This is a genomic window from Microbacterium sp. KNMS (genome assembly GCF_053851835.1).
Genome location: NZ_JBSQBP010000010.1, coordinates 89,279 through 114,203 on the forward strand (window position 1 = coordinate 89,279; position 24,925 = coordinate 114,203).

Here is a 24,925-nt window from a genome sequence, read left to right on the forward strand (position 1 = left end):
GGGCGCGACTAGACTTCTGCGGTGACTGTTCAGGGAATCGTCAGTGCTCTGGAACAGGACGGGTCCTTCCGCGACGCGCTCGCCGCGTCGGCCGTCGATGCGGATCTCTCGCTCGTCGACGGACTGGACGCCCCGATGCTCGCCGGCCTCCTCGAGCGCCGCCGTGCGAGCGGGCACGCCCCCGTCCTGCTCGTCGTCGCGCCCACCGGGCGGCGGGCGGAGGCGCTCGGCGCCGCGCTGTCGTCGGTGATGCCCGAGGCCGAGGTGCTCGACTTCCCCGCCTGGGAGACGCTGCCGCACGAGCGGCTGAGCCCGAGCCCCGAGACCGTGGGCCGACGGCTCGAGACCCTCCGCCGCATCGCCGCCGCGCATGCCGGGCCGACCTCGCCGCTCATCGTGACGGCGTCGATCCGCGCCGCCATCCAGCCGATCGCGAGCGGCCTCGGCGACGTGCACCCGATCGAGCTGCGCGCGGGAGGGCGCGGCCATGAGCTCGAGACCGTCGTCGAGCGCCTCGTCGAGCTCGCGTACCACCGGGTCGACATGGTGTCGCGACGCGGCGAGTTCGCCGTCCGCGGCGGCATCCTCGACGTCTTCCCGCCGGTCGCCGATCACCCGTATCGCATCGAGTTCTTCGGCGACGAGGTCGACCAGATCCGCGCCTTCTCCGTCGCCGACCAGCGCTCGCTCCCCGGCGATGTCGAGGCCGTCTCGCTCGTGCCGAGCCGCGAGCTCCTGCTGACGCCCGACATCCGCCAGCGCGCGCGCGAGCTGCAGCACGAGTACCCCGGCATCGCCCAGATGCTCGAGCGGATGGGCGAGGGCATCCCGGTCGAGGGCATGGAGTCGCTCATGCCGGTCCTCGCGGGGCCGCTCGTGTCGCTTCCGACGTACCTTCCCCGTGGCGCGGCGGTCGCGCTCGTCGATCCCGAGCGCGCGGTGTCGCGGTCCATCACCCTCGGCGAGACGAACCGCGAGTTCCTCGAGGCGGCGTGGAGCGCCGCGACGAGCGGAGCGAGCGCGCCCATCAACCTCGACGCGGGCGACTTCCTCACCCTCGCCCAGCTGCGCGACGACGTGCGAGCGGTCGGCGGCGTGTGGTGGACCCTGAGCCCCTTCGACTCGGGAGCGGCCGAGATCGCGGCCGAGCTCGCCGAGCACGACGACCTCGACGCCGTGCCCGACGCGCGAGACGCGATCCGCGTGCGCGCCTCCGCGACGCCGACCTTCCAGGGCAACGTCGAGGGCGCCACCGCGCACATCGGGCAGCTCCTGCACGACGGCTGGTCGGTGGTCGTCGCGGCGTCGGGCATCGGCCTCGTGGAGCGGGCACGCGACGTGCTGTCGGAGCGCGGGCTCGCGGCGCGCATCGTCGACAGCCTCGTCGAGGCGCCGGAGCCGGGGGTCGCGACCCTCGTGCAGGCCGCGATCGAGCGCGGCTTCACGGTCGATGGCGTGAAGCTCGCCCTCTTCACCGAGAACGAGTTCTACGGCAGGGCGATCGGCGGCGACACGCGCGCGGTCAAGAAGCTCGCGTCGCGGCGGAAGAACGTCGTCGACCCGCTTCAGCTGAAGCCGGGCGAGATCGTCGTGCACGCGACGCACGGCATCGGCCGATTCGTCGAGATGACCCAGCGCGAGGTCTCCAGCGGCGGCCGCAACGCGACGAAGACGACGCGCGACTACCTCGTGCTCGAGTACGCGCCGTCGAAGCGCGGGTATCCGGGCGACAAGCTGTACGTGCCGACGGACCAGCTCGACCTGCTCTCGAAGTACGTCGGCGGCGAGGCCCCGACGCTGTCGAAGATGGGCGGGAGCGACTGGGCGCAGGCGAAGAGCCGCGCGCGCAAGGCGGTCCGCGACATCGCTGTCGAGCTCGTCAAGCTGTACTCGGCGCGGATGGCGGCGAAGGGCCACGCCTTCGGGCCGGACACCCCGTGGCAGCGCGAGCTCGAAGAGGCCTTCCCCTTCGCGGAGACCCCCGATCAGCTGCAGACGATCGAGGAGGTCAAGCGCGACATGGAGCGCCCGATCCCGATGGACCGCCTGCTCTCGGGCGACGTCGGGTTCGGCAAGACCGAGGTCGCCGTGCGCGCCGCGTTCAAGGCGATCCAGGACGGCAAGCAGGTCGCGATGCTCGTCCCGACCACGCTGCTCGTGAAGCAGCACCTCGAGACCTTCCAGGACCGGTTCGCGGGCTTCCCCGTGAAGGTGCGCGCGCTGTCGCGCTTCCAGACCGACAAGGAGGCGCGCGAGACCATCCAGGGCCTGTCGGACGGGTCCATCGACATGGTGATCGGCACGCACCGCATCCTCACCGAGCAGGTGCGCTTCAAGGACCTGGGTCTGCTCATCGTCGACGAGGAGCAGCGCTTCGGCGTCGAGCACAAGGACGCCCTCAAGAAGCTCAAGACGAACGTCGACATCCTCGCGATGAGCGCGACCCCGATCCCGCGCACGCTCGAGATGGCGGTCACCGGCATCCGGGAGATGTCCACGCTCGCGACGCCGCCCGAGGATCGCCACCCGATCCTGTCGTACGTCGGCCCGCACAACGACAAGCAGATCGCCGCGGCCATCCGACGCGAGCTGCTGCGCGAGGGGCAGGTGTTCTTCGTGCACAACCGGGTCACGACGATCCAGAAGGTCGCCTCGCATCTCGCCGAGCTCGTTCCCGACGCCCGCATCGCGGTCGCGCACGGCAAGATGAGCGAGAACCAGCTCGAGCAGGTCGTCGACGACTTCTGGGAGCGCAAGTTCGACGTGCTCGTCTGCACGACCATCATCGAGACCGGCATCGACATCGCGAACGCGAACACGATCATCATCGACCGCGCCGACAAGTACGGGCTCGCGCAGCTGCACCAGCTGCGGGGTCGCGTCGGCCGCGGTCGCGAGCGCGCCTACGCGTACTTCGTGTACGACGAGGGCAAGCCGCTCTCCGAGACCGCGGCCGACCGCCTCGAGACGATCGCGGTGCACAACGATCTCGGCAGCGGCATCCAGGTCGCCATGAAGGATCTCGAGCTGCGCGGCGCCGGCAACCTCCTCGGCGCCGAGCAGGCCGGCCACATCGCGGGCGTCGGCTTCGACCTCTACCTGCGCATGATCGGCGAGGCCGTCGCGACGTTCCGGGGAGAGGAGACCGAGGGGCCGACCGAGCTGCGACTCGAGCTGCCCGTCGAGGCGCGCCTGCCGGAGAGCTACATCGACAGCGAGCGGCTGCGGCTCGAGGCGTACCAGAAGCTGTCGGCGGCCGCGTCGGCGACGGCGAAGGACGACGCCATCGACCTCGTCGTGGAGGAGCTCGTCGACCGCTACGGCGCGCCGCCGCCCGAGGTCGACGGCCTCATCGCCGTCGCGCGCCTGCGCCGCCGCGCGGCTCAGGCCGGTCTCGCCGATGTCGTCGCGATGGGGCGCAATCTGCGCATCGCGCCGGCGAACCTGCCCGATTCGATGAAGGTCCGGCTGCAGCGCCTGCACCCGGGCGCGAAGATCCTGAGCGGGGGAGAGGCCATGGTCGTCCCCCTTCCGCAGGCGGGCGGCGAGCCCCTCGGCGACGCCGAGCTCATCGCCTGGGTCGGGCGGCTGCTCGACGCGCTCTTCCCTGCGCCGAAGAAGGACGCTCCGGCCGAGTGACGTAGGGTGGGAGGCGGTGTGCCGGGAAGTCTGGTCGGCGGCGGGCGCTGATCGCGCCCGGTCCCCGGTCGGTCCTGAAAGGATCCCATGCTCAAGCTCCTGCGCTCCGAGCGCTTCCCCGCCTTCCTCCTCCTCGGCGCCGCGATCGTCGGCCTCGTCGTCGCGAACAGCCCGGTCGGCCCCGCGGTGCTCGATTTCAGCCATCTCCATCTCGCGGTGCCGGGAACGCCGCTCGACCTCTCGATCTCGCACTGGGTCGCCGACCTGCTGCTCGCGGTGTTCTTCTTCGGGGTCGCGATCGAGCTGCAGTACGAGCTCACGAACGGCCAGCTGAACACCGTCGGCAAGGCGCTCAAGCCCGCCATCGCCGCGACCGGCGGTGTGATCGTGCCGATCGTCATCTATCTCGTCATCGCCTGGGATCCGGCCACGCGCGACGGATGGCCCATCCCGACCGCGACCGACATCGCGTTCGCGCTCGGCGTCCTCGCGATGTTCGGCAAGGGCCTGCCGTCGAAGGTGCGCGTGTTCCTCCTCGCGCTCGCGATCATCGACGACATCGTCGGCATCGTCTTCATCGCGGTGCTCTTCGCGACCGACATCGACTTCGGAAGCCTCGCGATCGGCGCGGTGCTCATCGTCGCCTTCGGCGCCCTGAGCCGCTTCGTGTCCGACCGCAACAAGCTCGTCGTCGTGCCGCTCATGGTGGTCATCGCGCTCGCCGCCTGGGCCTTCGTGTTCGAGGGCGGCATCCACGCGACCATCGCGGGCGTGCTGCTCGGTCTCGCCATCCGCCAGGGGGAGGGCCTGCAGGCGCGCCACGTCCTCGAGCCGTGGATCAACGGCCTCATCCTGCCGGTCTTCGCGTTCTTCTCGGCGCTCGTGGTCATCCCGCAGGTCTCCCCGAGCGAGCTCTCGCCGGCTCTGTGGGCCATCCTCATCGCGCTCCCGGTCGGCAAGATCATCGGCATCACGCTCTTCGGCGGGGTCGCCATGGCCGTCCGCCCGAAGGGGACCGAGCCCGAGATCCGCCTGCCCGATCTCATCGCGGCGGGCACCCTCGGCGGCATCGGGTTCACGGTGTCGCTGCTGCTGTCGAACCTCGCGTTCGCCGACGACGCCCTCCTCCGCGACGAGGCCATCCTCGGGGTGCTCGGCGGGTCGATGATCGCGCTCGCGCTGTCTGCCGTGCTCGTGTCGCTGCGCGCGCGGCACCATCGGCGACTCGCCGCGACGACGTCGGCGTGATGCGGCAGGATGTCCGGATGAGCGGATCGGGGAACGAGCTGGGGCGCGCCGCCGACGTCATGCGCGACGTGCACGAGCGGTGCGTGTGGACGCAGGGCATGACGCACGAGGCGCTCGTGCCCTACCTCGTCGAGGAGTCGGCGGAGGTCGTCGACGCGGTCGAGAGCGGCGACCGCGCGGCCCTGCGCGAGGAGCTCGGCGACCTGCTGTGGCAGGTGCTCTTCCACGCCGAGATCGCCTCGCACCATCCCGACGAGCCGTTCGGGATCGACGACGTCGCGCGGGGGCTCGCCGACAAGATGATCCGCCGCCATCCGCACGTGTTCGCGGGCGAGACGGCGGAGACGCCCGAGCGCGTGCTCGAGCTGTGGAACGCCGCCAAGGCCGCCGAGAAGCGCGAGCGCACCTCGGTGCTCGACGGCGTCTCGCACGCGATGCCCGCGCTCGCGCTCGCCCAGAAGGTCCTCGCGAAGGCAGAGCTGGTCGGCGTGGGGCTCGAGCTCGCCGAGGAGGTCGCCGCGGCCGAGGCCATCGCGGAGGACGACCCCGACATGCTGCCGGCGACCGAGGAGGAGCTCGGCGCCACCCTCCTCGGGGTCGTGGCGATCGCCCGCGCCCGCGGCTGGGACGCCGAGCGCGCGCTGCGCACGGCCGTCCGCGCGCTCGAGACGGAGGTCCGAGACGCCGAGAGCGGCTGACCCGTCGTGGGAGAATGGGGGCGCTATGGCTTCCGTGAACCCGCCGCGCGGCATGCGCGACTTCCTCCCCGCTGACAAGGCTCGTCGCGAGCGCGTGCTCGCCGTCATCCGCGAGCGCTACCGCGCGCACGGGTTCGACGAGATCGAGACGCCCGTCATGGAGGAGTACGACCGGCTGCACGCCGGGGTGGGCGGCGACAACGAGAAGCTCGCGTTCAACATCCTGCGCCGCGGCCTCGACGCCGACGGCGTCCGCGCGGCGGCCGACGATCCGGCCCAGCTGAGCGACCTCGGGCTGCGCTACGATCTCACGGTTCCGCTCGCGCGCTTCTACGCGTCGCACCGGGGCGAGCTGCCGTCGGTCTTCCGCTCGGTGCAGATCGCGCCGGTGTGGCGTGCCGAGCGGCCCCAGAAGGGCCGATACCGCCAGTTCATGCAGTGCGACATCGACATCATGGGCGACGCCTCGGCGCGCGCGGAGGCCGAGCTCATCACCGCGACGCTCGACACGCTCGACGCGCTCGGGCTCGAGGGCGCGAGCGTGCGCATCAACGACCGCCGGGCACTGGACGCCATGCTCGACCTCTTCGGCTTCCCCGTCGAGGAGCGCCCGGGCGTCCTCATCACGATCGACAAGCTCGACAAGATCGGTGCCGACGGCGTCGTGGCCGAGCTGCGCGAGCGCGGGGCGTCCGACGCGGCGGCCGACGCGCTCGCGTCCTTCCTCGATCAGGTCGCGCAGCGTGCGCACGAGCCCTTCGGCGAGGCCCAGATCCGCGGGGCTCTGCCCGAGGGCGTCGACGACGCGATCATCGCGCACCTCGTCGGCATCGGGGAGGCCGTGGGCGCGGCCCGCGGCGCCGACGCCGTCGGCGCCGAGCTGCCCCTCGCGTTCGATCCGTTCCTCGTCCGCGGCATGGGGTACTACACGGGGACGATCTTCGAGATCGCCCACCCGTCGGTGTCGTACTCGCTCGGCGGAGGCGGTCGCTACGACGGCATGATCGGCCGCTTCCTCGGGCAGGACGTGCCGGCGGTCGGGTTCTCGATCGGCTTCGAGCGGATCGTCGACCTCGTCTCGCTCGCCGACGCGGCCGTCGCCGAGGCGGTCGTGCTCGTGCACGATCGCGACGTCCCGGTCGCCGAGCTGCTCGCCCTCAAGGCGGCGCTCGTCGCGGAGGGCTCGCGCGTGCGCCTCGAGCAGCGGACGAAGAACCTCAAGGGTCTGCTCGAGCGCGCCTCCGCCGACGGCTACACGGCCTTCGCGACGGTGTCGGCGGGAGCCGAGCGCGACGATCTCGAGCTCAAGCCCCTCTCCTGACGTCTACTCCGCCGACGCCCGGCGCTCGGCCACGAGGCGGATGAGACGGTACGCCGCACCCGCGAGCACGACGACGACGCCCGCGACGACGCTCTGCCAGGGGAGGGTGAACGCGAGGACGACGCAGCCCGCCGCCCCCACGGCCTGCAGCCAGCGGGGATAGCGGCGCACGGCGCTGCCCTGTCGCCAGGCCGCGAGATTCGCGACGAGGTAGTAGAGGAGCACGCCGAACGACGAGAAGCCGATCGCGCCGCGGAGGTCCGCGAACGCGACGATCGCGATCACGACGAGCGCGATCACGGCCTCGGCGCGGTGCGGCACGCGCGTGCGCGGGTGGATGGCGGAGAGGAAGCGGGGGAGGTCGTCCTCGCGGGCCATCGCCAGGGTCGTGCGCCCGATCCCGGCGATGAGCGCGAGGAGGGCGCCGAGCGCGGCGGCCGCCGCGCCCACGCGCACGACCGGCTGCGCCGCGTCCCACCCCGCGGCGGCGACCACGTCGGCGAGCGGCGCGGGGGAGGCGGCGAGTGCCTCGACGCCGAGCGCGTGCAGCGAGGCGAGGGCGATGACCGCGTACACGGCGATCGCGAGGCCCAGGGCGAGCGGGATGGCCCGGGGGATCGTGCGCGCGGGGTCGCGCACCTCCTCGCCCATCGTGGCGATGCGCGCGTAGCCCGCGAAGGCGAAGAAGAGCAGGCCGGCCGCCTGAAGCACGCCGTACGCCCCGACCCCGGGCGGCGTCTGCGCGCCGCCGGGGGCCGCGGGGGCGGCCCATCCGGCCGCGACGACGACCGCGAGGCACACGAGCACGACCGCGACGATGATCTTCGTCGCGAGCGCCGTGCGGGTCACGCCGAGCAGGTTGATCCCGGCAAGAAGGGCGACGGCGAGCACGGCCACGGGCCGCTCCCAGCCGGCGGGAGCCGCGTACGCCGCGAACGTCAGCGCCATCGCCGCGCAGCTCGCGATCTTGCCGATGACGAAGCACCATCCGGCCAGGTAGCCCCACCACGCGCCGAGCTCGGCGCGGCCGTACGCGTACGTGCCTCCCGCCACGGGGTGGACGGCCGCGAGCTGCGCGGACGACGTCGCGTTGCAGAACGCCACGACCGCGGCGATCGCCAGCCCCGCGAGCAGCCACGGGCCCGCGGCGGCCGCGGCGGGGGCGAAGACCGCGAAGACCCCGGCCCCGATCATCGATCCGAGGCCGATCGCGACGGCGTCGCCGACGCCGAGTCGTCGTGCGAGCGCGGGAGGGGGCGTCATGCGCCGCAGTATATGAGGCGCGGGTGGCGGCGAGACGACGCGCACGGTGCGCGCGCCTGAAGTTATAGTCCTGCTAGAATAACTGCATGCTCATCCGCATCGACCCGACGCGCGAGGAGCCGGTCTTCACGCAGATCGCGGCGTCCATCCGCTCGGATGCCGCCGCCGGTCGCACGCGTCCCGGAGACCGGCTCCCGGCCGCGAAGGAGGTGGCGGCGTCGCTCGGGGTGAACCTGCACACCGTGCTTCACGCGTACCGCCAGCTGCGCGACGAGGGGCTCGTCTCGATGCGGCCCGGGCGCGGCGCCGTGGTGACCGAGGCGGCGGCTCCGCTCGCGGCGCTCGATGCCGACATCCGAGCGCTCGTGCGTCGGGCGACCGAGCACGGCGTATCCCGCGAGACGCTCGCGGCCGCCGTGCGCGCGGCCGAGCTCTGAACCGACCGAACCCTCGAGGAGGAGACGATGACCGCATCGCAGCACACCGGCGCGGAGGAGGCGCTCCGCCGTTTCCGCTGGGTGGGCCTCTGTGTCCCGCTCGCCGTGCACCTCGCGCTCGCTCTCGTGCAGCTCGCGCAGGTGCCCGCGCTGCCTGACCCGGCCGCGATCCACTGGGGAGCCGCTGGCGGCCCCGACGGGTTCGGGCCGGCGTGGACCCTCCCGCTGCTGACCGCGCTCGTCGGGGGAGGGACGACGCTCCTCGTCGCGGGGCTCGCGCTCGTCGGAGCGCGCGGGGGCGCGAGCGGACGCACTCGCCGACACGGGCGGCGCATGTCCCTGCGCATGCTCGCCGCCGTCATCTGGTGGGAGGTCGGACTGCTCGGCGTCGGGCTCTCCGCGAGCGTCTTCGCCCAGGTCGGTCTGGACGACGCGAGGGACGCGCCTCCGGTCGCATGGGGGATGGCCGCGGGCTTCGCGGTCGGGGTCGCGCTCGGCATCGCGGCCTGGCTCGTCACGATCGACCCTCCGCACGAGGAGGGCGAGAGGCCTCGTCCGGTCGCGCTCGCGACGCACGAGCGCGCGGTCTGGGCGCGCACCGCCTCGATGGCGCCCGCCGGCATCGCGCTCCTCGCGGTCTCCGCCGCGGCCGTCATCGCGATCGCGCTCGTGACCGCCTCCCTCGATCTCGCACAGCGCGGCGCGCTCTCGGGCGGCACCTGGATCACGATCGCCGCGGCGGCGCTCGTGACGTTCCTCGTCGGCGTCGGGTGCGTCTTCCGCGTTCGGGTCGACGAGGCCGGGCTGACGGTGCGCGCGCCGATCGGCTGGCCCCGCGTGCGCATCTCCGCGTCCGACATCCGCGCGGTCGAGGTCGTCCTGGTGAACCCGATGGCCGAGTACGGCGGGTGGGGCTGGCGCTATGCGGTCGGCAGCGGCTGGGGCGTCGTGCTGCGCGCCGGCGAGGCGCTGCGGGTCACCCGAGCGAACGGCAAGGCGTTCACCGTCACCGTCGACGACGCCGACACGGCCGCGGCGCTGCTCGCCGGCTTCGCCGAGCGCGCGAGGGCGTGACGTCGCGCCCGCGCGGGCCCGTTACGATTCTGTGGACGGCGCGACGCCGCACCCGACCTCCGGCACGGCGCCGGACCCCTCACCCGAAGGACCCGATCCATGCGACTCTCCTCGTTCTCCCGCCGTGGCCTCGGCGCCGCAGGTCTCGCCGCAGGCGCGGCGCTCGTCCTCGCCGGCTGCTCGTCGGACGGCGGCGGATCGGAAGGCGGCGGGGAGGAATCGCTGTCGATCGGCATCAGCCAGCTCGTGCAGCACCCCGCGCTCGACGCGGCGACCGAGGGCTTCAAGCAGGCCTTCGCCGACGCCGGATACGTCGAGGGCGAGACGGTCGAGTTCGACGAGCAGAACGCGCAGGGCGAGCAGGCGAACGCCGTCACCATCGCGCAGAACTTCGCCTCGAGCGACCTCGACCTCGTCCTCGCGGTCGCGACCCCCGCTGCGCAGGCCGCCGCTCAGGCCATCCTCGACACCCCGGTGCTCTTCACGGCGGTCACGGACGCCGTCTCGGCCGAGCTCGTCGACTCGAACGACGAGCCGGGAGCCAACATCACCGGCACGAGCGACGCCGCGCCCATGGCCGAGCAGTTCGAGCTGCTCCGGCAGCTCGTGCCCGACGCCGCCACCGTCGGCATCGTCTACAGCTCGGGCGAGGTGAACTCGGAGGTCCAGGTCGCCGCGGCCGAGGAGGTCGCCGACGAGCTCGGCATCGAGATCGTCACGCAGACGGTGACCACCGCGAACGACATCGCGCAGGCCACGGAGGCGCTCGGCGACGTCGACGCGATCTACGTGCCCACCGACAACATGGTCGTCGCAGGACTCGCCTCGCTCGTCCAGGTCGCCGAGACCCAGAAGACGCCGGTCGTCGCCGCCGAGGCGGGCACGGTCGAGAGCGGCGCGATCGCGACGATCGGCATCGACTACACCGAGCTCGGCCGCCAGACCGGCGAGATGGCGCTGCGCATCCTCGAGGAGGACGCCGACCCCGCGACCATGCCCGTGGAGACGGCCAGCGAGTTCACCTACGTCGTCAACCCGGGTGCGGCCGAGCGCATGGGCGTGGAGATCCCCGCGGAGATCCTCGACCAGGCCGAGACCGTCGAGTAGAAGCCGGCAGGGAGGACGCGCATGATCGGCGCGATCGAGCTCGGCCTCGTCTACGGGGTCATGGCGCTGGGCGTGTACCTCACGTTCCGCGTCCTGAACTTCCCCGACCTGACGGTCGACGGCAGCTTCACGACGGGCGCGGCGGTCGCCGCGGCGATGATCACGACGGGGCAGAACCCCGTCGTCGCGACCCTCACCGGCGCCGCGGCGGGCGTCGTCGCGGGAGCCGTGACCGGCGTCCTGCACACGAAGGGCCGCATCGACGGCCTGCTCGCCGGCATCCTCACCATGATCGCGCTGTGGTCGATCAACCTGCGGATCATGGGCACGGCCAAGGAGGACGCCACGGTCGCGGCCAACCTGCCGCTCCTGCGCGCCGACACGCTGTTCACCCCGCTGCGCGACGCCGACCTGCTCGGCACGTGGGGCGGCGTCGCGATCATCCTCGTCGGCGTCGTCGTGCTGAAGCTCGCGGTCGACTGGTTCCTCTCGACCAACCTCGGGCTGGCGATCCAGGCCACCGGCGACAACGGGCCGATGATCCGCAGCTTCGGCGTCTCGACCGATCGCACGACCATCCTCACGCTCGCGATCTCGAACGGCTTCGTCGCGCTCTGCGGCGCGCTCGTCGCGCAGTACCAGGGCTTCTCCGACATCAGCATGGGCATCGGCCTGATCCTCGTGGGGCTCGCGTCGGTCATCCTCGGTCAGGCCGTGTTCGGCCAGCGCTTCATCTGGCTCGCGAGCCTCGCCGTCGTGCTGGGCGCGGTGCTCTACCGGCTCATCATCTTCTTCGCGATGCGGGCGGGCCTCGACCCCAACGACATGAAGCTCGTCACCGCCGTGCTCGTCGTGCTCGCGCTGCTGCTGCCGCGCTGGGGCTTCCTCAAGCGCATCCCCTCGCTCCGCGGCCGCGGCGGACGCGTCGCGCCGCGCGAGCCCGAGCCCGCCGTCGCGGCGCCCGCGGGCGCCGAGAGAGGGAGGTGACCGCCATGCTCGTCATGGACGGCATCGTCAAGACGTTCTTCCCCGGCACGGTCAACGAGCGCCGCGCGCTCGCCGGGCTCAGCCTCACGCTCGACGAGGGCGACTTCGTCACGGTCATCGGGTCGAACGGCGCGGGCAAGTCCACGCTGCTCAACTCGATCTCGGGGCGGATCGCCGTCGACGGTGGAACGATCTCGATCGACGGACGCCGCGTCAACCGGCTCCGCGAGTTCCAGCGAGCGCGGTACGTCGGCCGGGTCTTCCAGGACCCGATGGCGGGCACGGCGCCGAACCTCACGATCGAGCAGAACCTCGCCCTCGCCGCGCGCCGCGGCAGGCCGCGCGGCCTCGGCCGCGGGCTCACCCGGAAGCAGCGCGAGCGCTTCCGCGAGGAGCTGCGCGTGCTGGAGCTCGGCCTCGAGGACCGACTCCACGCGAAGGTCGGGCTCCTCTCGGGCGGCCAGCGCCAGGCGCTCTCGCTGCTCATGGCCGGCTTCACCCAGCCGCGCATCCTGCTCCTCGACGAGCACACGGCGGCGCTCGACCCGCAGCGCGCGGACCTCGTGACGCGGCTCACGCAGCGGATCGTCGAGCAGGGCGGCCTCACGACGCTCATGGTCACGCACAACATGGAGCAGGCGCTCGCCCTCGGCAACCGGCTCATCATGATGCACGAGGGGCGCATCGTCTTCGAGGCGACCGAGGAGCGCAAGCGCAGGCTGACGGTTCCCGATCTCCTGGCCGAGTTCCAGAAGATCAAGGGCGCGACCCTCGACGACCGGGCCCTCCTGGGCTGAGAATCGGGGCATGACCGCTTCGCATCCCGACACCTGGGCCGCCGTCGACCGCTACCTCGCCGAGACCCTCGTCGGGAGCGACCCCGCGCTCGACGCCACGCTCGCGTCGCAGGATCGCGCGCATCTTCGGCCCATCGAGGTCGCGCCCGTCGCGGGCAAGCTGCTCCATCTGCTCGTGCGGATCTCGCGTGCGCGGCGGGTGCTCGAGATCGGCACGCTCGCCGGCTACTCGGCGATCTGGATGGCCAGGGCGCTGCCCGCGGACGGGCGGCTGATCTCGATCGAGGCCGAGCCGGCGAACGCCGCGCTCGCGCGGGAGAACGTCGACGCCGCCGGGGTGGGGGAGCGCGTGGACATCCGCATCGGCCGCGCCGCCGACGTGCTGCCCGCTCTCGCAGACGAGGCGCCGTTCGACCTCGTCTTCATCGACGCCGACAAGGAGTCGAACACCGTCTACCTCGACTGGGCGGCGCGGCTCTCGCAGCCCGGCGCGGTCATCGTCGTCGACAACATCGGGCGCAGCGGCGAGGTGGCGAACGCCGAGACGGACGATCCTCAGATCCAGGGCGTGCGCGCCGGCCTGGCCATGCTGGGCGAGGACCCCCGCTTCGATGCGACCGGCCTGCAGACGGTCGGCGTGAAGGGCTGGGACGGCCTCGCGATCGCCGTCCGCGTCTGACCGGTCAGGACCGACCGCGCGTCGGCAATAGACTGGCCAGCGGATCGACGTCGCTCCCCGCATCACCCACCGACAAGGAGTACTTCCGTGGCACTGATTGAGGCTGTAGGCGCTCGCGAGATTCTCGACTCGCGAGGCAACCCGACCGTCGAGGTGGAGGTGCTGCTGGACGATGGCATCGTGCAGCGCGCGGCTGTCCCCTCCGGCGCGTCGACCGGCGCCTTCGAGGCATACGAGCTGCGTGACGGCGACAAGGGCCGCTACGCCGGAAAGGGCGTCCAGAAGGCCGTCGACGCCGTCATCGACGAGCTCGGCCCGGCCATCGAGGGCCTCGACGCCAGCGAGCAGCGCGTCATCGACCAGGCGCTCATCGAGGTCGACGGCACCGAGAACAAGAAGCGCGTGGGCGCGAACGCCATCCTCGGCGTGAGCCTCGCGGTCGCCAAGGCCGCCGCCGACAGCGCCGACCTGCCGCTGTTCCGCTACGTGGGCGGCCCCAACGCCCACGTGCTGCCCGTCCCCGCGCTCAACGTGATCAACGGCGGCGCGCACGCCGACACGGGCGTCGACATGCAGGAGTTCTTCCTCGTGCCGCTCGGCGCGGAGACCTTCAGCGAGTCGCTGCGCTGGGGCACGGAGACCTACCACGTGCTCAAGAGCGAGCTCAAGGCCGGCGGCTACGCCACGGGCCTCGGCGACGAGGGCGGCTTCGCCCCCGACCTCCCGAGCAACCGCGGTGCGCTCGACTTCCTCATGGCCGCGATCGAGAAGGCCGGCTTCACGCCGGGCAAGGACATCGCCGTCGGCCTCGACGTCGCGTCGACCGAGTTCTTCAAGGACGGCGTCTACCACTTCGAGGGCAAGCAGCTCACGGCCGAGGAGCTCACGTCGTACTACGAGGACCTCCTCGCGAACTTCCCGCTCGTCACGATCGAGGACGCCCTCGCCGAGGACGACTGGGAGGGCTGGAAGGCCCTCACCGACCGCATCGGCGGCAAGGTCCAGCTCGTCGGCGACGACCTCTTCGTGACCAACCCGCAGCGTCTCTCGGACGGCATCGCGAAGGGCGTCGCGAACTCGCTGCTCGTCAAGGTCAACCAGATCGGCACGCTCACCGAGACGCTCGACGCGGTCGCGCTCGCGCAGAGCAACGGCTACACCGCGATGATGTCGCACCGCTCGGGCGAGACCGAGGACACGACGATCGCCGACCTCGCGGTCGCCGTCAACTGCGGTCAGATCAAGTCCGGCGCGCCCGCTCGCAGCGACCGTGTCGCGAAGTATAATCAGCTTCTGCGCATCGAGGAGGAGCTGGGTGCCGGAGCGAAGTTCGCCGGCCGCAGCGCCTTCCCGCGCTTCACGGCGTAAGCAGGGCGAGAGCCCCGCTCGGAAGGGGGAGTCATGGCGAGAAGACCATCGGCTCCCCCTTCCGCCGTTCGCGGACGGGGCCGTGCGGACGGCCGTCCTGTCGACGTGCGCGGCTGGCTCGGCGGCATCCGCCTCTCCGGGTTCACGGTCATCATGCTCGGCCTCGTCGTGCTCGCGGCGTTCGTGCTCGTGCCGACCGCGAGCACGTACCTCGAGCAGCGCCAGCGGATCGCGTTCCTGCAGGAGGCCGTCCAGGTCAGCCAGGACGAGGTCGACGCGCTCGAGCGCGAGCGCTCCCGCTGGCAGGACCCGGCCTACATCACGACCCAGGCGCGGGAGCGCCTGTTCTACGGCTTCCCGGGGGAGGTCGTGTACATCGTGGAGAACGACCTCGAGGAGGCCGATCAGCCGCGCGAGCCCGACCCCGTGAGCGCCGAGGTCGAGGAGGCCGAGCACGACTGGATGGGCCAGATGCTCCGGTCGGTCGTGGCCGCGGGGCTCACCGAGAACGCCGTCTCCGAAGAGGACGCCGCGCTCGACGGCGGGGGCGTCTTCCAGCCCGACTCCAGCACCGACCAGTAGCCTGACGGGGTGACGACTCCTCCCTTCGAGCCCGTGCGCCCCGTCGATCTCGAGGTGGTCTCGGCGCAGCTGCAGCGCGAGGCCCGCGGCGTCGTCGGCATCGCCGCGCGCTGCGTGTGCGGCAACCCCACCGTCGTCGCGACGGCGCCGCGCCTTCCCGACGGCAGCCCGTTCCCGACGTTCTACTACCTCACGCACCCCGCGGCGACCGCCGAGATGTCGCGCCTCGAGGCCAACCAGCTGATGCCCGAGCTCGCCGCGCTGCTCGAGGCGGACGAGGACGTGCGCGCTGGCTACCTCCGCGCGCACGAGGCGTACCTCGCCGACCGCGCGCAGTTCGGCGACGTGCCCGAGATCGCCGGCATCTCCGCGGGCGGCATGCCGACCCGGGTGAAGTGCCTGCACGCGCTCGCCGGGCACGCCCTGGCTGCCGGTCCGGGAGCGAACCCGATCGGCGATCTCGCCCTCGAGCGATCGGCGTGGTCGCCCGAGCGGTGCGCCTGCGAGGATCCCGGCGCGGCTGCATGACCCGACGCGTCGCCTCCCTCGTCATCGCCCTCCTGGCGCTCGCGGGCGCGGCCGCTCCCGCGTCGGCGTCGGCGCTCGCGCAGACGGCGCCCGCGGCGCCGGTCGCCGCGCCCGCGACGGCGGATGACGAGGACGAGGGCGACGACGAGACCCCGTCTCCGACCCCGACGCCCACCGAGACCCCCGAGCCCGACGATCCGATCCGGTCGGCCGAGTACTGGCTCGAGGAGTACGGCATCGACGAGGCGTGGGAGACGACGCGCGGGGCCGGCGCGACGATCGCGGTGATCGACACGGGCATCGCGAAGGGTCCGGCCGAGTTCGAGGGCGCCGTCGCCGACGGCACGGATGTGTCGGGCGTCGGGTCCGAGGACGGCCGGACGCCCGTCGGCGTGCAGGACCAGAACCACGGCTCGTACGTCGCCTCCCTCGCCGCCGGGCGCGGCACAGGGGAGGACACCGGGATGATCGGCGTCGCGCCGGAGGCGGACCTGCTGTCGATCTCGATCGGCTTCGGCTCCTCGGCGGCGGTCCCGTTCGACGAGCAGGTCGCGAAGGCGATGGTGTGGGCCGTCGACCACGGTGCCGATGTCATCAACCTCTCGTTCACGACGAACACGCTCGACTGGGACGAGAGCTGGGACGACGCGTTCCTGTACGCCTTCGAGCACGACGTCGTCGTCGTCGTGGCAGCGGGGAACCGGGCGAGCGGCACGACCGTGGTGGGCGCGCCCGCGACCATCCCGGGTGTGCTCGCGGTCGCCGGTGTCGACACCCGCGGCGTGGCCTCGGTGGGCGCGTCGACGCAGGGCATCACGATCGGCGTCGCGGCGCCCAGCGAGCAGCTCCTCGGCGTCTCGTCGACGGGCGACGTCGTGACGTGGAACGGCACGAGCGGCGCGGCGCCCATCGTCGCCGGGATCGCCGCGCTCGTGCGGTCGGCGCACCCGGATCTCGACGCGGCGAACGTCATCAACCGGATCATCTCGACCGCGAACCGCCCTCCTCAGGTCGAGGACGTGCCCGACCCGCAGTACGGATACGGTCTCGTGGACGCCGAGGCGGCCGTGAGCGCTCCCGTCTCGCGGGTGGCCGAGAACCCCCTGGGGAGCCTCGCGGACTGGATCGCGCTCCATCGTCGCGCGGACTCGGGCCCCGAGCCCACGCCGACAGCGGGAGCGGTCGAGATCCCGCCCATCCCACCCGCCGATGCACCGGGTGAGGCGAGCTCTCCTTTCGCCCCGTCGGCCGACAGCATGCGCGAGGTGACGCTGCCGCTCTTCGCGCTGAGCGCCGCTGGTATTCTTGTCGTGCTCGGCGTCGTGTCTGCAGTCAGGCGCGTTCGTTCGACGCGCGCGCAGCGATAGCCAGCCGAACATCAACTCAAGGAGTGACGTTTCACGTGCCCAAGATTCTCATCGTCGGTGGTGGATACGCGGGGTTCTACACCGCGTGGAAGCTCGAGAAGCACCTGCGACGCGGAGAGGCCGAGGTCGTCCTCGTCGACCCGCTTCCGTACATGACGTACCTGCCCTTCCTGCCCGAGGTCGCGGCCGGGTCGATCGAGCCGCGCCACGCGGTGGTCTCGCACCGCCGTCACCTCAAGCGCACGAAGCTCATCACGGCGAAGGTCACGAAGATCGACCACGCCCGCAAGACGGCGACGATCACGCCCGAGGGCGGCGAGCCGTGGGAGTACACCTACGACCAGATCGTCGTGACCGCAGGGTCGGTCTCGCGCACGTTCCCGATCCCGGGCATCGCCGACAACGCGATCGGCATGAAGTCGATCGAGGAGGCCGTCGCGGTGCGCGACACCCTCATCGGCAACTTCGAAAAGGCCGCCGCCCTCCCGAAGGACAACCCCCTCCGCCAGCGCCTCCTCACGACCGTCGTCGTGGGCGGCGGCTTCGCGGGCATCGAGACGTTCGCCGAGCTCCGCTCGCTCGCGAACGCGCTGCTCGAGAAGTTCCCGGAGATCTCGTTCGACGAGACGCAGTTCCACCTCATCGAGGCGATGGGCCGCATCATGCCCGAGGTCTCGCTCGAGACGAGCGAGTGGGTCCTCAAGGACCTCGCCAAGCGCGGCGCGCACGTGCACCTCGACACGCAGGTCACCTCGGCCGTGGACGGCGTCGTCGAGACGTCGACGGGTGAGAAGTACCCGACCGACCTCATCATCTGGACCGCGGGCGTCATGGCGAACCCCATCGTCGTGAACGGCGGCGACCTGCCCAAGGAGGCCCGCGGCCGCATCAGCGCCCAGGCCGACCTGCGCGTCGTCGACGCCGACGGCAACGTCGTCGAGGGCGCGTGGACCGCGGGCGACGTCGCGGCCGTGCCCGACCTCACGGGCGGCGGCGTGGGCGGCATGTGCGTCCCGAACGCCCAGCACGCCGTGCGTCAGGCGAAGCGCCTCGCGAAGAACCTCGTGGCGGTCATCCGCGGCGAGCAGCCGGTCGACTACGTGCACAAGAACCTCGGCGCGGTCGCGGGCCTCGGGCTCTACAACGGCGCCTTCCAGTCGGGCAAGATCGCCCTCAAGGGCTTCGTCGCCTGGGTCGCGCACCGCGGCTACCACGGCCTCGCGATGCCGTCGTGGGAGCGCAAGTGGCGCGTCATCTGGGGCTGGGTGCACAACTTCTTCCTCGGTCGCGACACCGTCCAGCTCGGCACGACGCAGGCGCCCCGGGTCTTCTTCGAGACCTACGCCTCGCGGCCGAAGCCGAAGGTCGAGGAGCAGCCGGCTCCCGCCGAGCAGCCCAAGGTCGAGGAGCCTGCGGCCGCTCGTTGAGCAGCGTCGCGCGAAGGCCGTCACCGCTGGTCGGTGACGGCCTTCGCCATGCCGTAGCGTCGTTTCCACCCCCCCCCCGTAGCCCAACGGCAGAGGCAGGCGACTTAAACTCGCTTCAGTCTGGGTTCGAATCCCAGCGGGGGGACCGAGCGGGCCGTGCGCGCCCGATCAGCCCTCGCGGCGGCGCACGATCTCGGCGATCCAGATCGGGGCGTACGGCGACGTGCAGTTCGGCGGCGTCGGGTAGTCCTTGAGCACCTCGAGTCGCTCGCCGATCGCGATCGCCCGCTCACGCAGGTGCGGGTGGTGGATGCCGATGGTCGCGAGCGTCTGGTTCATCGCCCACTGCAGGCGGTCCGGGGCATCCTTCATGTCGGCTTCGATCCGGTCGAGGAGATCCTCGAGGTCGAGGCCCTCGGGCTTCTTCGCGACGCGGTCGGTCGTGAGGTCCCAGCCCGCGGCCGCGACCGTCGGATCCGCGTCATCGAACCAGCGCGTGCGAAGCGCCTCGGCGTGCGGCCCCTTCTTCACGACGTAGTTCACGAGCCAGTCCTGCACCTTCGGCGCGCGGGCCTCGCGCAGCATGGCGTCGAGCTCCTCCGCGGAGAGCTCGCGGGGCCGCGCGACGAGCACGGCGACGAGGCGCGCCGCCGTGTCGTCCGTGCGCCACAGCGCGCGGCAGAGCCCGGTGTCGGCGCCGAGGCGCTTCGCGACCGCCCGCAGCTTCGTGAGGTTGACGCCGTGGTCGTCGCCGTGCCGCTCGTTGACCGCGCGCATCCGCGGATCCTCCAGTGCGGCGAGCTCGGCGAGCACATCGGACACGGTCGAGTCGGCGATCCCCTGGGCCATGAGCTCAGCGTACGCGCCTGCGGCTCATGCGAGCAGCGCGCGCAGGCGCGCGAGCCCCTCGCGGAGTCCCTCGCGCGATGCCGTGTACGACAGTCGCACGTGCGTCTGCGCGGTCGCTGCGCCGAAGTCGCGGCCCGGCGTGAGGGAGACGTGCGCCTCCTCGAGGGCGCGGCGGCAGAACTCCCAGGCGTCCATGCCCGTCGACGACACGTCGGCGTAGACGTAGAACGCGCCGTCTGGGGGCACGGGCACCGAGAGGCCCAGCTCCGCGAGCCCGGCGAGCGCGATCTCCCGCCGCGCGCGCAGCTCGGCCCTGCGGTCCTCGCAGACGGCGAGCGTCTCCGGCGTGAAGCACGCGAGCGCCGCGACCTGGGCGGGCGTGGACGCGCACAGGAAGTAGTTCATCGCGAGTCGCTCGACGGGCGCGACGAGCTCCTCGGGGAGCACGCACCATCCGAGACGCCATCCGGTCATCCCGAAGTACTTCGAGAAGCTCGACACGACGATCGCGTGCGGATCATGAGCCAGCACCGTCCGCGGCCGGAGCCCGTCCTCGCCCTCATCGGCGAGGTCGAGGTAGATCTCGTCGACGAGACGCCAGGCCCCGTGGTCCCGCGCGAAGGCGCAGATCGCCGCGAGCTCGTCGGGGCGGATGGTCGTGCCGGTCGGATTCGCGGGCGTCGCGATCATGACGGCGCGCGTGCGCGGGGTCCAGGCGTCCGCGACCGCGGCCGCATCGAGCTGATAGCGCGCGGCCGCGGGAGCGGGGAGGGTCACCGCACGGGCGCCGAACGTCTCGATGAGCTGCCGGTTGCACGGGTACGAGGGGTCCGCGAGGAGCACCTCGTCGCCCTCGTCTGCGATCGCGGCCAGCGTGACAAGGAGCGCCGCAGACGCGCCCGACGTGACCGCGATGCGGCGCGGGTCGACGTCGACGCCGTGCCGGTCGCGGTAGAAGCCCGCGATCGCCGCGCGCAGCGCCGGCAGCCCGAGCGCCGGCGTGTAGGGGAGCGGGCGGCCGTCCATCGCCGCCCGCATCGCCTCGCGCACGGTCGGCGGTGCGCCGAAGTCGGGCTCGCCGAGCCCGAGGCGGATGACACGGTGGCCCTCCGCCTCGAGCTCGGCGGCGCGCGCGCCGAACGCCATCGCGTGGAAGGGCTCCACGCGCTCGGCGCGGCGGGACATCCTCATGCGACGACGGCCGTCAGTTGAGGGCGGGCGTGTCCTGCGGGATCACGCCGTCGCCGTAGAGGTCGGTGGCGAGATCGCGGAGCGCGCGGAGGGCGACCCGCTGCGTCAGAGGACCGTAGGAGATGCGTGCGACGCCGAGCGCCTCGTACTCGGCGGCCGTCAGCGCGCCGGGCAGCCCGATCACGCTGACCTTGCGCTCCCCGATGCCCTCGACGAGTCGGGCGACCGTGTCGCGGTCGAGCGCGCCGGGAACGAACACGAGGCTCGCTCCGGCGTCGAGGAACGCGCGTCCGCGTGCGATCGCGTCCTCGATGCTCTCGTCGCGGGGCCGGTCGCCCGCGCGCACGAACGCGTCGGTGCGCGCATTGAGCTGGAAGGCCACGCCCTCGGCCTCCGCCGCGCGGGTGATCGCGGCGACCTTCGCGACGGAATCGTCGAACGGAGCCAGGCGGTCCTCGACGTTGGCGCCCACGACGCCCACGCCGATGGCACGGCGCACCGTGTCGGCCGCGTCGTCGTATCCCGCATCGAGATCGGCCGTGACCGGCAGATCCACCGCCTCGACGATGCGCGCGATCGCCGCGAGGTTGACCTCGAGCGGCATCTCGCCGTCCTTGAACCCGTGCGATGCCGCGATCGAGTGGCCGGCCGTGGCAATCGCCCGCGTGCCCGGCAGGTCGGCGACCGTGCGGGCACTGATCGCGTCCCACACGTTCACGACGCGGAGGATCTCGGGGGCTTCGTGCAGCGACTTGAGGGAGAGGGCCCTGTCCTGAATGCTCATGCCTCGACGCTATCGACCCGCGGCGCCCGCCAGGGTCGTCCGCGCATGTGTGTCTCCCGTGACCTCACACGAGCGGCTTCTCGAGCTCGTCGAAGCGCAGGCCGGCCACGCGCGGCTCCCCGAAGCGCGCGTCGCCGTAGGGGAAGGGGGAGGTGCCGCCGGTGGGGCGGTAGCCGCGGCGCGCGTACCACGCGATGAGGTCCGTCCGCGCCGAGATCACGGTCATCCGCATCCGCGGGGATCCCCACTCCTCGCGTGCGACGCGCTCCGCCTCCGCGAGGAGAGCCGCGCCGAACCCGCGGGCCTGGCGGGCGGGGTCGACGGCGAACATCCCGAAGTAGGCGTGATCCGCACGCCGATCGAGGTGGCACGTCGCGACGATGTCGCCTTGATCCGAGAGCGTCAGGAGCCCGCCGGTGGCCGAGCCGACGAGCTGCTCGACCTCGTCGGCGCCGGTGCGGCGCCCGCCGATGAGGTGAGCCTCGGTCGTCCAGCCGGCGTCGTCAGCACGGTATGCCCGCTCGACGACGGAGACGATCGCCGTGACGTCGTCGACGGTCGCGAAGCGGAAGCGAAGGGAGGCGTCGGGTCGCGCGATCACGGACGCCATCGTATGCGGATGCGCAGGCGGCGCACGGTGGCCGCGGAGGGCGCGGTGTCTAGGATGGACGCAGAAACCAAGGGGGTTCCGTCGTGGAGTGGTTGATTCCCGTTCTCGTCGTGGTGGCGATCGTCGTCATCGCGGCGATCTACCTGTGGGCGACGTACAACTCGCTCGTCCAGCTCAACGTGCGCGTCGACGAGGCGTGGAGCGGGATCACGGTCCAGCTCAAGCGAAGAGCGGATCTGATCCCGAACCTCATCGAGACGGTGAAGGGCTACGCGGCGCACGAGAAGGCGGTGTTCGAGAACGTCACGCGGGCGCGCGCCGAGACGCTCGCGGCATCGGGCCCCGCGGAGGCGGGAGTCGCCGAGAACCACATCCAGCAGGCCCTCAAGAGCCTGTTCGCGGTGGCGGAGTCCTACCCCCAGCTGCAGGCGAGCCAGAACTATCTGCAGCTGCAGCACAGCCTCGTCGACACCGAGGACAAGATCCAGGCCTCGCGCCGCTTCTACAACGGCGGCGTCCGCGAGCTGAACACGAAGATCTCGGTGTTCCCGAACAACCTCTTCGCGCGCAACCTCGGATTCGCCCAGCGCGAGTTCTTCGAGGTCGACGGCGGGGCCGCGATCTCCGAGCCGCCGCGCGTCCAGTTCTGACCGCTCGGGCCGAAGGGCTCCTGCTCAGTTCACGCTGAGCAGGAGCCCTTCGTCATCGAGCGAGATCGTTCCGTAGAGGCTCCAGGCATCGGTGCGGTAGGTGAAGACGCCCTCCGTGCCGTCGGGGCGCGTGCCCGTGACGGTTGCGACGACGGCGCCGCCGGTGGCCTGGAAGGTGCCCGTCTCGAGGTCGATCGCGGTCTCGGGCATCCGGTCCGCACGGAAGGAGACCTCGGCCGCCTCCGCGAGGTCGGCCGGCCAGGGGACGATCATCCCGCAGCCCTGCGGCACCTCGGAGGCAGTCGCGAGGCAGCCCTCCAGATGGGCGGTCAGCTCGGCTTCGGCATCGGCGAGCGCCTGGTCGGTGAACGTCGGCGCGAGATCGACCGCGACCGGCTCGGCGGACGTGCCGACCTCGGCCGTGGCTGCTCCGTCGAGGTACTCGGCGGGCCGCGCCGACACCTCGTAGGAGCCCGGAAGGAGTGCGACCTGCGCGGCGCCGGCCTCGAGCGCGACCGGCTCGCCGGCCACATCCACCCAGGCGCCGCGCGTCGCCGTCACCGTCACGGGCGAGAGCGGGACCTCGGCGACGTGCCATCCCGATGGGGAGGAGGTCAGCGTGAACGCGAGCTCCTGCGGCTCCCCGTCGAGGGTCGCCTCCGCCCGCACCTGGGCGCTGTCCTCCGACTCGTCGACCTCGACGATCTCGGCGGAGGAGAGATGCGCGGACGCCGTGGAGAACGCGCTCCACGCGGTGTCCGGCACGGCGTCGGCGTCTGCGAGCAGGGCGCGGACCGCGTCGGCGTCGCCCGACGAGAGCGCGTCGAGATACCGCGCGGCGGTCTCCTCCGCGCTCGCCGGTCGGCTGGTCGACGAGAAGCCGATCGCGAGCATGCCGACGACGATCACGCCGACGACGGCGAGGATCGGGACCAGGGGTCGTTTCATGCGGGCTGCCTCCACCCGCAACACTAATCAGCCGTTGCTCGGAGAGCGCCGGGATGGGCGTGGCGCGGCGCGTCGAGCACGTGTGCGACATCGTCCGCGGCATCGCCCCAGTGCGAGACGGAGATCGCGTCGAGCCCCTGCCAGGCGGCTGCCTCGCGCAGGGCCTCCGCCGCCCTCTCGGTGACGGCGGCCGGATCGACGTGCGCCTCCCACCAGGCGGACTGCACGCGCAGCGCGCCCGCCGCGCGGTCGGCCTTGAGGTCGAACCGACCCGCGATGCGGTCTCCGACGAGCAGCGGGAGCGAGTAGTAGCCGAACCGGCGCCGCTCGGCCGGCGTGTAGATCTCGATGCGGTAGTCGAATCCGAACATCCGCTCCGCGCGCTCGCGGAACCACACGACGGGGTCGAAGGGGGTGAGCAGGGTCGCGCCGTCGATACGCCGGGGGAGCACGGCGTCCCGATGACGCCAGGCCGGCAGCGCACGGCCCGCGCGCTCCCACCCGCGCACGGCGACGGGGACGAGCTCTCCCGCGTCCTCGAGGTCGGACACGGCGGCGAGGACGCCGCGGCGGTCGCGCAGCCGGTGGTAGTCGGCGATGTCGGATGCCGTGGCCACGCCGTATGCGAGCGCCGCCCGGCGCACCAGCTCGCGGACCGCGTCGTCGGGGGCGACGACGCGATCGAGGTGCTCGTGCGGGATGACGTGCTCGGCGAGGCCGTAGCGGCGCTCGAAGCCGTTGCGGCCGGCGATCGCGACCTCGCCGAAGCGCCACAGCATCTCGAGGGCGCGCTTGACGTCGTCCCAGCCCCACCATGGGCCGCGGCTCGCCTCGACATCGCGCTCGATCTCCGCGGGCCGCAGCGGACCGCGCTCCGCGAGCTCGGCGCGCACCCAGTTCACGGTGTCGGCGTTCGCGGCGAACCAGCTTCCCGGCCCCGCGTACCGGCTCCGCATGGCGTCCATGCGGAACCGCCAGAGCGGCCAGTCCGCGACCGGGACGAAGGTCGCCTCGTGGGCGAGGTACTCGACGTGCTCGGGCGCCCGCCCCCGACGCGCGGGGGTCAGGACGAGGCGATCCAGCAGATCCCGGTCGTAGGGCCCCAGCCGCGAGAAGAGCGGCATGTAGTGCGACCGGGAGAACACGTTCACGGAGTCGATCTGCAGGACGTGCATGCGCGCGAGCTCGCGGCGGACATGACGCAGCGAGGGCGCGGCCGGACGCGCACGGGAGAGGCCCTGGGCGGCGAGGCCCAGGCGGCGGGCTTCGGCAGCCGAGAGGACATCCTTCACGCGCGCAACGCTACCGGCGACCTCCGACACCGGGTCGCGCAGGCGGCCGATCGCGTGCCGACAGCGGAATGCACCCGGG

General features: G+C 72.2%; 23 protein-coding genes and 1 tRNA gene. 17 read left to right on the forward strand and 7 right to left on the reverse strand.

Annotated features, from left to right (window positions below; translation table 11 throughout):
- Positions 1 to 21: 21 nt before the first annotated feature.
- The 4 genes from mfd to hisS all read left to right on the forward strand — a co-directional run bounded on the left by mfd (position 22) and on the right by hisS (position 6,906).
- Complete coding sequence (gene mfd / locus ACWXWW_RS08160) at positions 22 to 3,639, forward strand: transcription-repair coupling factor (RefSeq protein WP_455969585.1); 3,618 nt, start codon at positions 22 to 24, stop codon at positions 3,637 to 3,639.
- Positions 3,640 to 3,726: 87 nt separating this feature from the next.
- Positions 3,727 to 4,887: a Na+/H+ antiporter NhaA gene (locus ACWXWW_RS08165; protein ID WP_455969586.1), complete on the forward strand. Its 1,161-nt coding sequence runs from the start codon at positions 3,727 to 3,729 to the stop codon at positions 4,885 to 4,887.
- Positions 4,888 to 4,904: 17 nt separating this feature from the next.
- Positions 4,905 to 5,585: a MazG family protein gene (locus ACWXWW_RS08170; RefSeq protein WP_455969587.1), complete on the forward strand. Its 681-nt coding sequence runs from the start codon at positions 4,905 to 4,907 to the stop codon at positions 5,583 to 5,585.
- 25 nt (positions 5,586 to 5,610) lie between these two features.
- Complete coding sequence (gene hisS, locus ACWXWW_RS08175) at positions 5,611 to 6,906, forward strand: histidine--tRNA ligase (protein ID WP_455969588.1); 1,296 nt, start codon at positions 5,611 to 5,613, stop codon at positions 6,904 to 6,906.
- Positions 6,907 to 6,909: 3 nt separating this feature from the next.
- Here the strand turns inward: hisS and ACWXWW_RS08180 are convergent, their stop codons facing one another.
- A complete protein-coding gene (locus ACWXWW_RS08180; protein WP_455969589.1) occupies positions 6,910 to 8,169 on the reverse strand; it encodes an APC family permease in 1,260 nt (419 codons plus the stop codon).
- A gap of 86 nt (positions 8,170 to 8,255) precedes the next feature.
- On the opposite strand from ACWXWW_RS08180, the gene ACWXWW_RS08185 reads away from it, so the two are divergent.
- The 12 genes from ACWXWW_RS08185 to ACWXWW_RS08240 all read left to right on the forward strand — a co-directional run bounded on the left by ACWXWW_RS08185 (position 8,256) and on the right by ACWXWW_RS08240 (position 18,667).
- On the forward strand, positions 8,256 to 8,606 hold the full coding sequence (locus ACWXWW_RS08185) for a GntR family transcriptional regulator (protein ID WP_271173795.1): 351 nt from the start codon (positions 8,256 to 8,258) through the stop codon (positions 8,604 to 8,606).
- Positions 8,607 to 8,633: 27 nt separating this feature from the next.
- Entirely contained in the window at positions 8,634 to 9,680 is a 1,047-nt protein-coding gene (locus ACWXWW_RS08190; RefSeq protein WP_455969590.1) for a DUF1648 domain-containing protein, read from the forward strand.
- A 99-nt stretch (positions 9,681 to 9,779) separates the two neighbouring features.
- Complete coding sequence (locus ACWXWW_RS08195; RefSeq protein ID WP_455969591.1) at positions 9,780 to 10,787, forward strand: ABC transporter substrate-binding protein; 1,008 nt, start codon at positions 9,780 to 9,782, stop codon at positions 10,785 to 10,787.
- 21 nt (positions 10,788 to 10,808) lie between these two features.
- Complete coding sequence (locus ACWXWW_RS08200; RefSeq protein ID WP_282979595.1) at positions 10,809 to 11,774, forward strand: ABC transporter permease; 966 nt, start codon at positions 10,809 to 10,811, stop codon at positions 11,772 to 11,774.
- 5 nt (positions 11,775 to 11,779) lie between these two features.
- Positions 11,780 to 12,571 (forward strand): ABC transporter ATP-binding protein, encoded by a 792-nt coding sequence (locus ACWXWW_RS08205; RefSeq protein WP_455969600.1) that lies wholly within the window; start codon positions 11,780 to 11,782, stop codon positions 12,569 to 12,571.
- Positions 12,572 to 12,581: 10 nt separating this feature from the next.
- Positions 12,582 to 13,250, forward strand: a complete 669-nt coding sequence (locus tag ACWXWW_RS08210) for an O-methyltransferase (RefSeq protein ID WP_282979593.1) — start codon at positions 12,582 to 12,584, stop codon at positions 13,248 to 13,250.
- A gap of 87 nt (positions 13,251 to 13,337) precedes the next feature.
- Positions 13,338 to 14,618, forward strand: coding sequence for a phosphopyruvate hydratase (eno, locus tag ACWXWW_RS08215; protein ID WP_271173789.1), 1,281 nt, complete (start codon positions 13,338 to 13,340; stop codon positions 14,616 to 14,618).
- 33 nt (positions 14,619 to 14,651) lie between these two features.
- Positions 14,652 to 15,200 (forward strand): FtsB family cell division protein, encoded by a 549-nt coding sequence (locus tag ACWXWW_RS08220; protein ID WP_271173788.1) that lies wholly within the window; start codon positions 14,652 to 14,654, stop codon positions 15,198 to 15,200.
- Between the two features lie 9 nt (positions 15,201 to 15,209).
- Complete coding sequence (locus ACWXWW_RS08225) at positions 15,210 to 15,728, forward strand: DUF501 domain-containing protein (protein ID WP_455969592.1); 519 nt, start codon at positions 15,210 to 15,212, stop codon at positions 15,726 to 15,728.
- Positions 15,725 to 17,095 (forward strand): S8 family serine peptidase, encoded by a 1,371-nt coding sequence (locus tag ACWXWW_RS08230; protein ID WP_455969593.1) that lies wholly within the window; start codon positions 15,725 to 15,727, stop codon positions 17,093 to 17,095. Before ACWXWW_RS08225 ends, ACWXWW_RS08230 begins: the two co-directional genes overlap by 4 nt.
- Positions 17,096 to 17,130: 35 nt before the next feature.
- Positions 17,131 to 18,522, forward strand: a complete 1,392-nt coding sequence (locus tag ACWXWW_RS08235; protein ID WP_282979590.1) for an NAD(P)/FAD-dependent oxidoreductase — start codon at positions 17,131 to 17,133, stop codon at positions 18,520 to 18,522.
- A 72-nt stretch (positions 18,523 to 18,594) separates the two neighbouring features.
- Positions 18,595 to 18,667 (forward strand) — tRNA-Leu (locus ACWXWW_RS08240).
- Between the two features lie 23 nt (positions 18,668 to 18,690).
- Here the strand turns inward: ACWXWW_RS08240 and ACWXWW_RS08245 are convergent.
- The 4 genes from ACWXWW_RS08245 to ACWXWW_RS08260 all read right to left on the reverse strand — a co-directional run bounded on the left by ACWXWW_RS08245 (position 18,691) and on the right by ACWXWW_RS08260 (position 21,947).
- The gene (locus tag ACWXWW_RS08245; RefSeq protein WP_282979588.1) at positions 18,691 to 19,371 is read right to left on the reverse strand and encodes a DNA alkylation repair protein; all 681 of its coding nucleotides are present in this window, start codon (positions 19,369 to 19,371) and stop codon (positions 18,691 to 18,693) included.
- 24 nt (positions 19,372 to 19,395) lie between these two features.
- On the reverse strand, positions 19,396 to 20,556 hold the full coding sequence (locus ACWXWW_RS08250; RefSeq protein WP_455969594.1) for an aminotransferase class I/II-fold pyridoxal phosphate-dependent enzyme: 1,161 nt from the start codon (positions 20,554 to 20,556) through the stop codon (positions 19,396 to 19,398).
- 19 nt (positions 20,557 to 20,575) lie between these two features.
- Positions 20,576 to 21,346, reverse strand: coding sequence for an isocitrate lyase/PEP mutase family protein (locus ACWXWW_RS08255; protein ID WP_282979586.1), 771 nt, complete (start codon positions 21,344 to 21,346; stop codon positions 20,576 to 20,578).
- 64 nt (positions 21,347 to 21,410) lie between these two features.
- On the reverse strand, positions 21,411 to 21,947 hold the full coding sequence (locus ACWXWW_RS08260) for a GNAT family N-acetyltransferase (RefSeq protein ID WP_455969595.1): 537 nt from the start codon (positions 21,945 to 21,947) through the stop codon (positions 21,411 to 21,413).
- 92 nt (positions 21,948 to 22,039) lie between these two features.
- Here ACWXWW_RS08260 and ACWXWW_RS08265 point away from each other — a divergent pair, with 92 nt between their 5' ends.
- Positions 22,040 to 22,606, forward strand: a complete 567-nt coding sequence (locus ACWXWW_RS08265) for a LemA family protein (protein WP_282979584.1) — start codon at positions 22,040 to 22,042, stop codon at positions 22,604 to 22,606.
- A gap of 24 nt (positions 22,607 to 22,630) precedes the next feature.
- Here ACWXWW_RS08265 and ACWXWW_RS08270 read toward each other — a convergent pair whose 3' ends face one another.
- Together ACWXWW_RS08270 and ACWXWW_RS08275 are read right to left on the reverse strand one after the other, a co-directional pair.
- The gene (locus ACWXWW_RS08270) at positions 22,631 to 23,554 is read right to left on the reverse strand and encodes a hypothetical protein (protein ID WP_455969596.1); all 924 of its coding nucleotides are present in this window, start codon (positions 23,552 to 23,554) and stop codon (positions 22,631 to 22,633) included.
- A 23-nt stretch (positions 23,555 to 23,577) separates the two neighbouring features.
- Entirely contained in the window at positions 23,578 to 24,846 is a 1,269-nt protein-coding gene (locus tag ACWXWW_RS08275; RefSeq protein ID WP_455969597.1) for a winged helix-turn-helix domain-containing protein, read from the reverse strand.
- Positions 24,847 to 24,925: the final 79 nt, after the last annotated feature.

What these genes read in the sequence shown, in the direction of transcription:
- ACWXWW_RS08165 (WP_455969586.1), top strand. Translation starts at nt 3,727, where the DNA reads ATGCTCAAGCTCCTGCGCTCCGAGCGCTTCCCCGCCTTCCTCCTCCTC.
- ACWXWW_RS08170 (WP_455969587.1), top strand. Translation starts at nt 4,905, where the DNA reads ATGAGCGGATCGGGGAACGAGCTGGGGCGCGCCGCCGACGTCATGCGC.
- hisS (WP_455969588.1), top strand. Translation starts at nt 5,611, where the DNA reads ATGGCTTCCGTGAACCCGCCGCGCGGCATGCGCGACTTCCTCCCCGCT.
- ACWXWW_RS08180 (WP_455969589.1), bottom strand. Translation starts at nt 8,169, where the DNA reads ATGACGCCCCCTCCCGCGCTCGCACGACGACTCGGCGTCGGCGACGCC.
- ACWXWW_RS08185 (WP_271173795.1), top strand. Translation starts at nt 8,256, where the DNA reads ATGCTCATCCGCATCGACCCGACGCGCGAGGAGCCGGTCTTCACGCAG.
- ACWXWW_RS08190 (WP_455969590.1), top strand. Translation starts at nt 8,634, where the DNA reads ATGACCGCATCGCAGCACACCGGCGCGGAGGAGGCGCTCCGCCGTTTC.
- ACWXWW_RS08195 (WP_455969591.1), top strand. Translation starts at nt 9,780, where the DNA reads ATGCGACTCTCCTCGTTCTCCCGCCGTGGCCTCGGCGCCGCAGGTCTC.
- ACWXWW_RS08200 (WP_282979595.1), top strand. Translation starts at nt 10,809, where the DNA reads ATGATCGGCGCGATCGAGCTCGGCCTCGTCTACGGGGTCATGGCGCTG.
- ACWXWW_RS08205 (WP_455969600.1), top strand. Translation starts at nt 11,780, where the DNA reads ATGCTCGTCATGGACGGCATCGTCAAGACGTTCTTCCCCGGCACGGTC.
- ACWXWW_RS08210 (WP_282979593.1), top strand. Translation starts at nt 12,582, where the DNA reads ATGACCGCTTCGCATCCCGACACCTGGGCCGCCGTCGACCGCTACCTC.
- ACWXWW_RS08220 (WP_271173788.1), top strand. Translation starts at nt 14,652, where the DNA reads ATGGCGAGAAGACCATCGGCTCCCCCTTCCGCCGTTCGCGGACGGGGC.
- ACWXWW_RS08230 (WP_455969593.1), top strand. Translation starts at nt 15,725, where the DNA reads ATGACCCGACGCGTCGCCTCCCTCGTCATCGCCCTCCTGGCGCTCGCG.
- ACWXWW_RS08245 (WP_282979588.1), bottom strand. Translation starts at nt 19,371, where the DNA reads ATGGCCCAGGGGATCGCCGACTCGACCGTGTCCGATGTGCTCGCCGAG.
- ACWXWW_RS08250 (WP_455969594.1), bottom strand. Translation starts at nt 20,556, where the DNA reads ATGTCCCGCCGCGCCGAGCGCGTGGAGCCCTTCCACGCGATGGCGTTC.
- ACWXWW_RS08255 (WP_282979586.1), bottom strand. Translation starts at nt 21,346, where the DNA reads ATGAGCATTCAGGACAGGGCCCTCTCCCTCAAGTCGCTGCACGAAGCC.
- ACWXWW_RS08270 (WP_455969596.1), bottom strand. Translation starts at nt 23,554, where the DNA reads ATGAAACGACCCCTGGTCCCGATCCTCGCCGTCGTCGGCGTGATCGTC.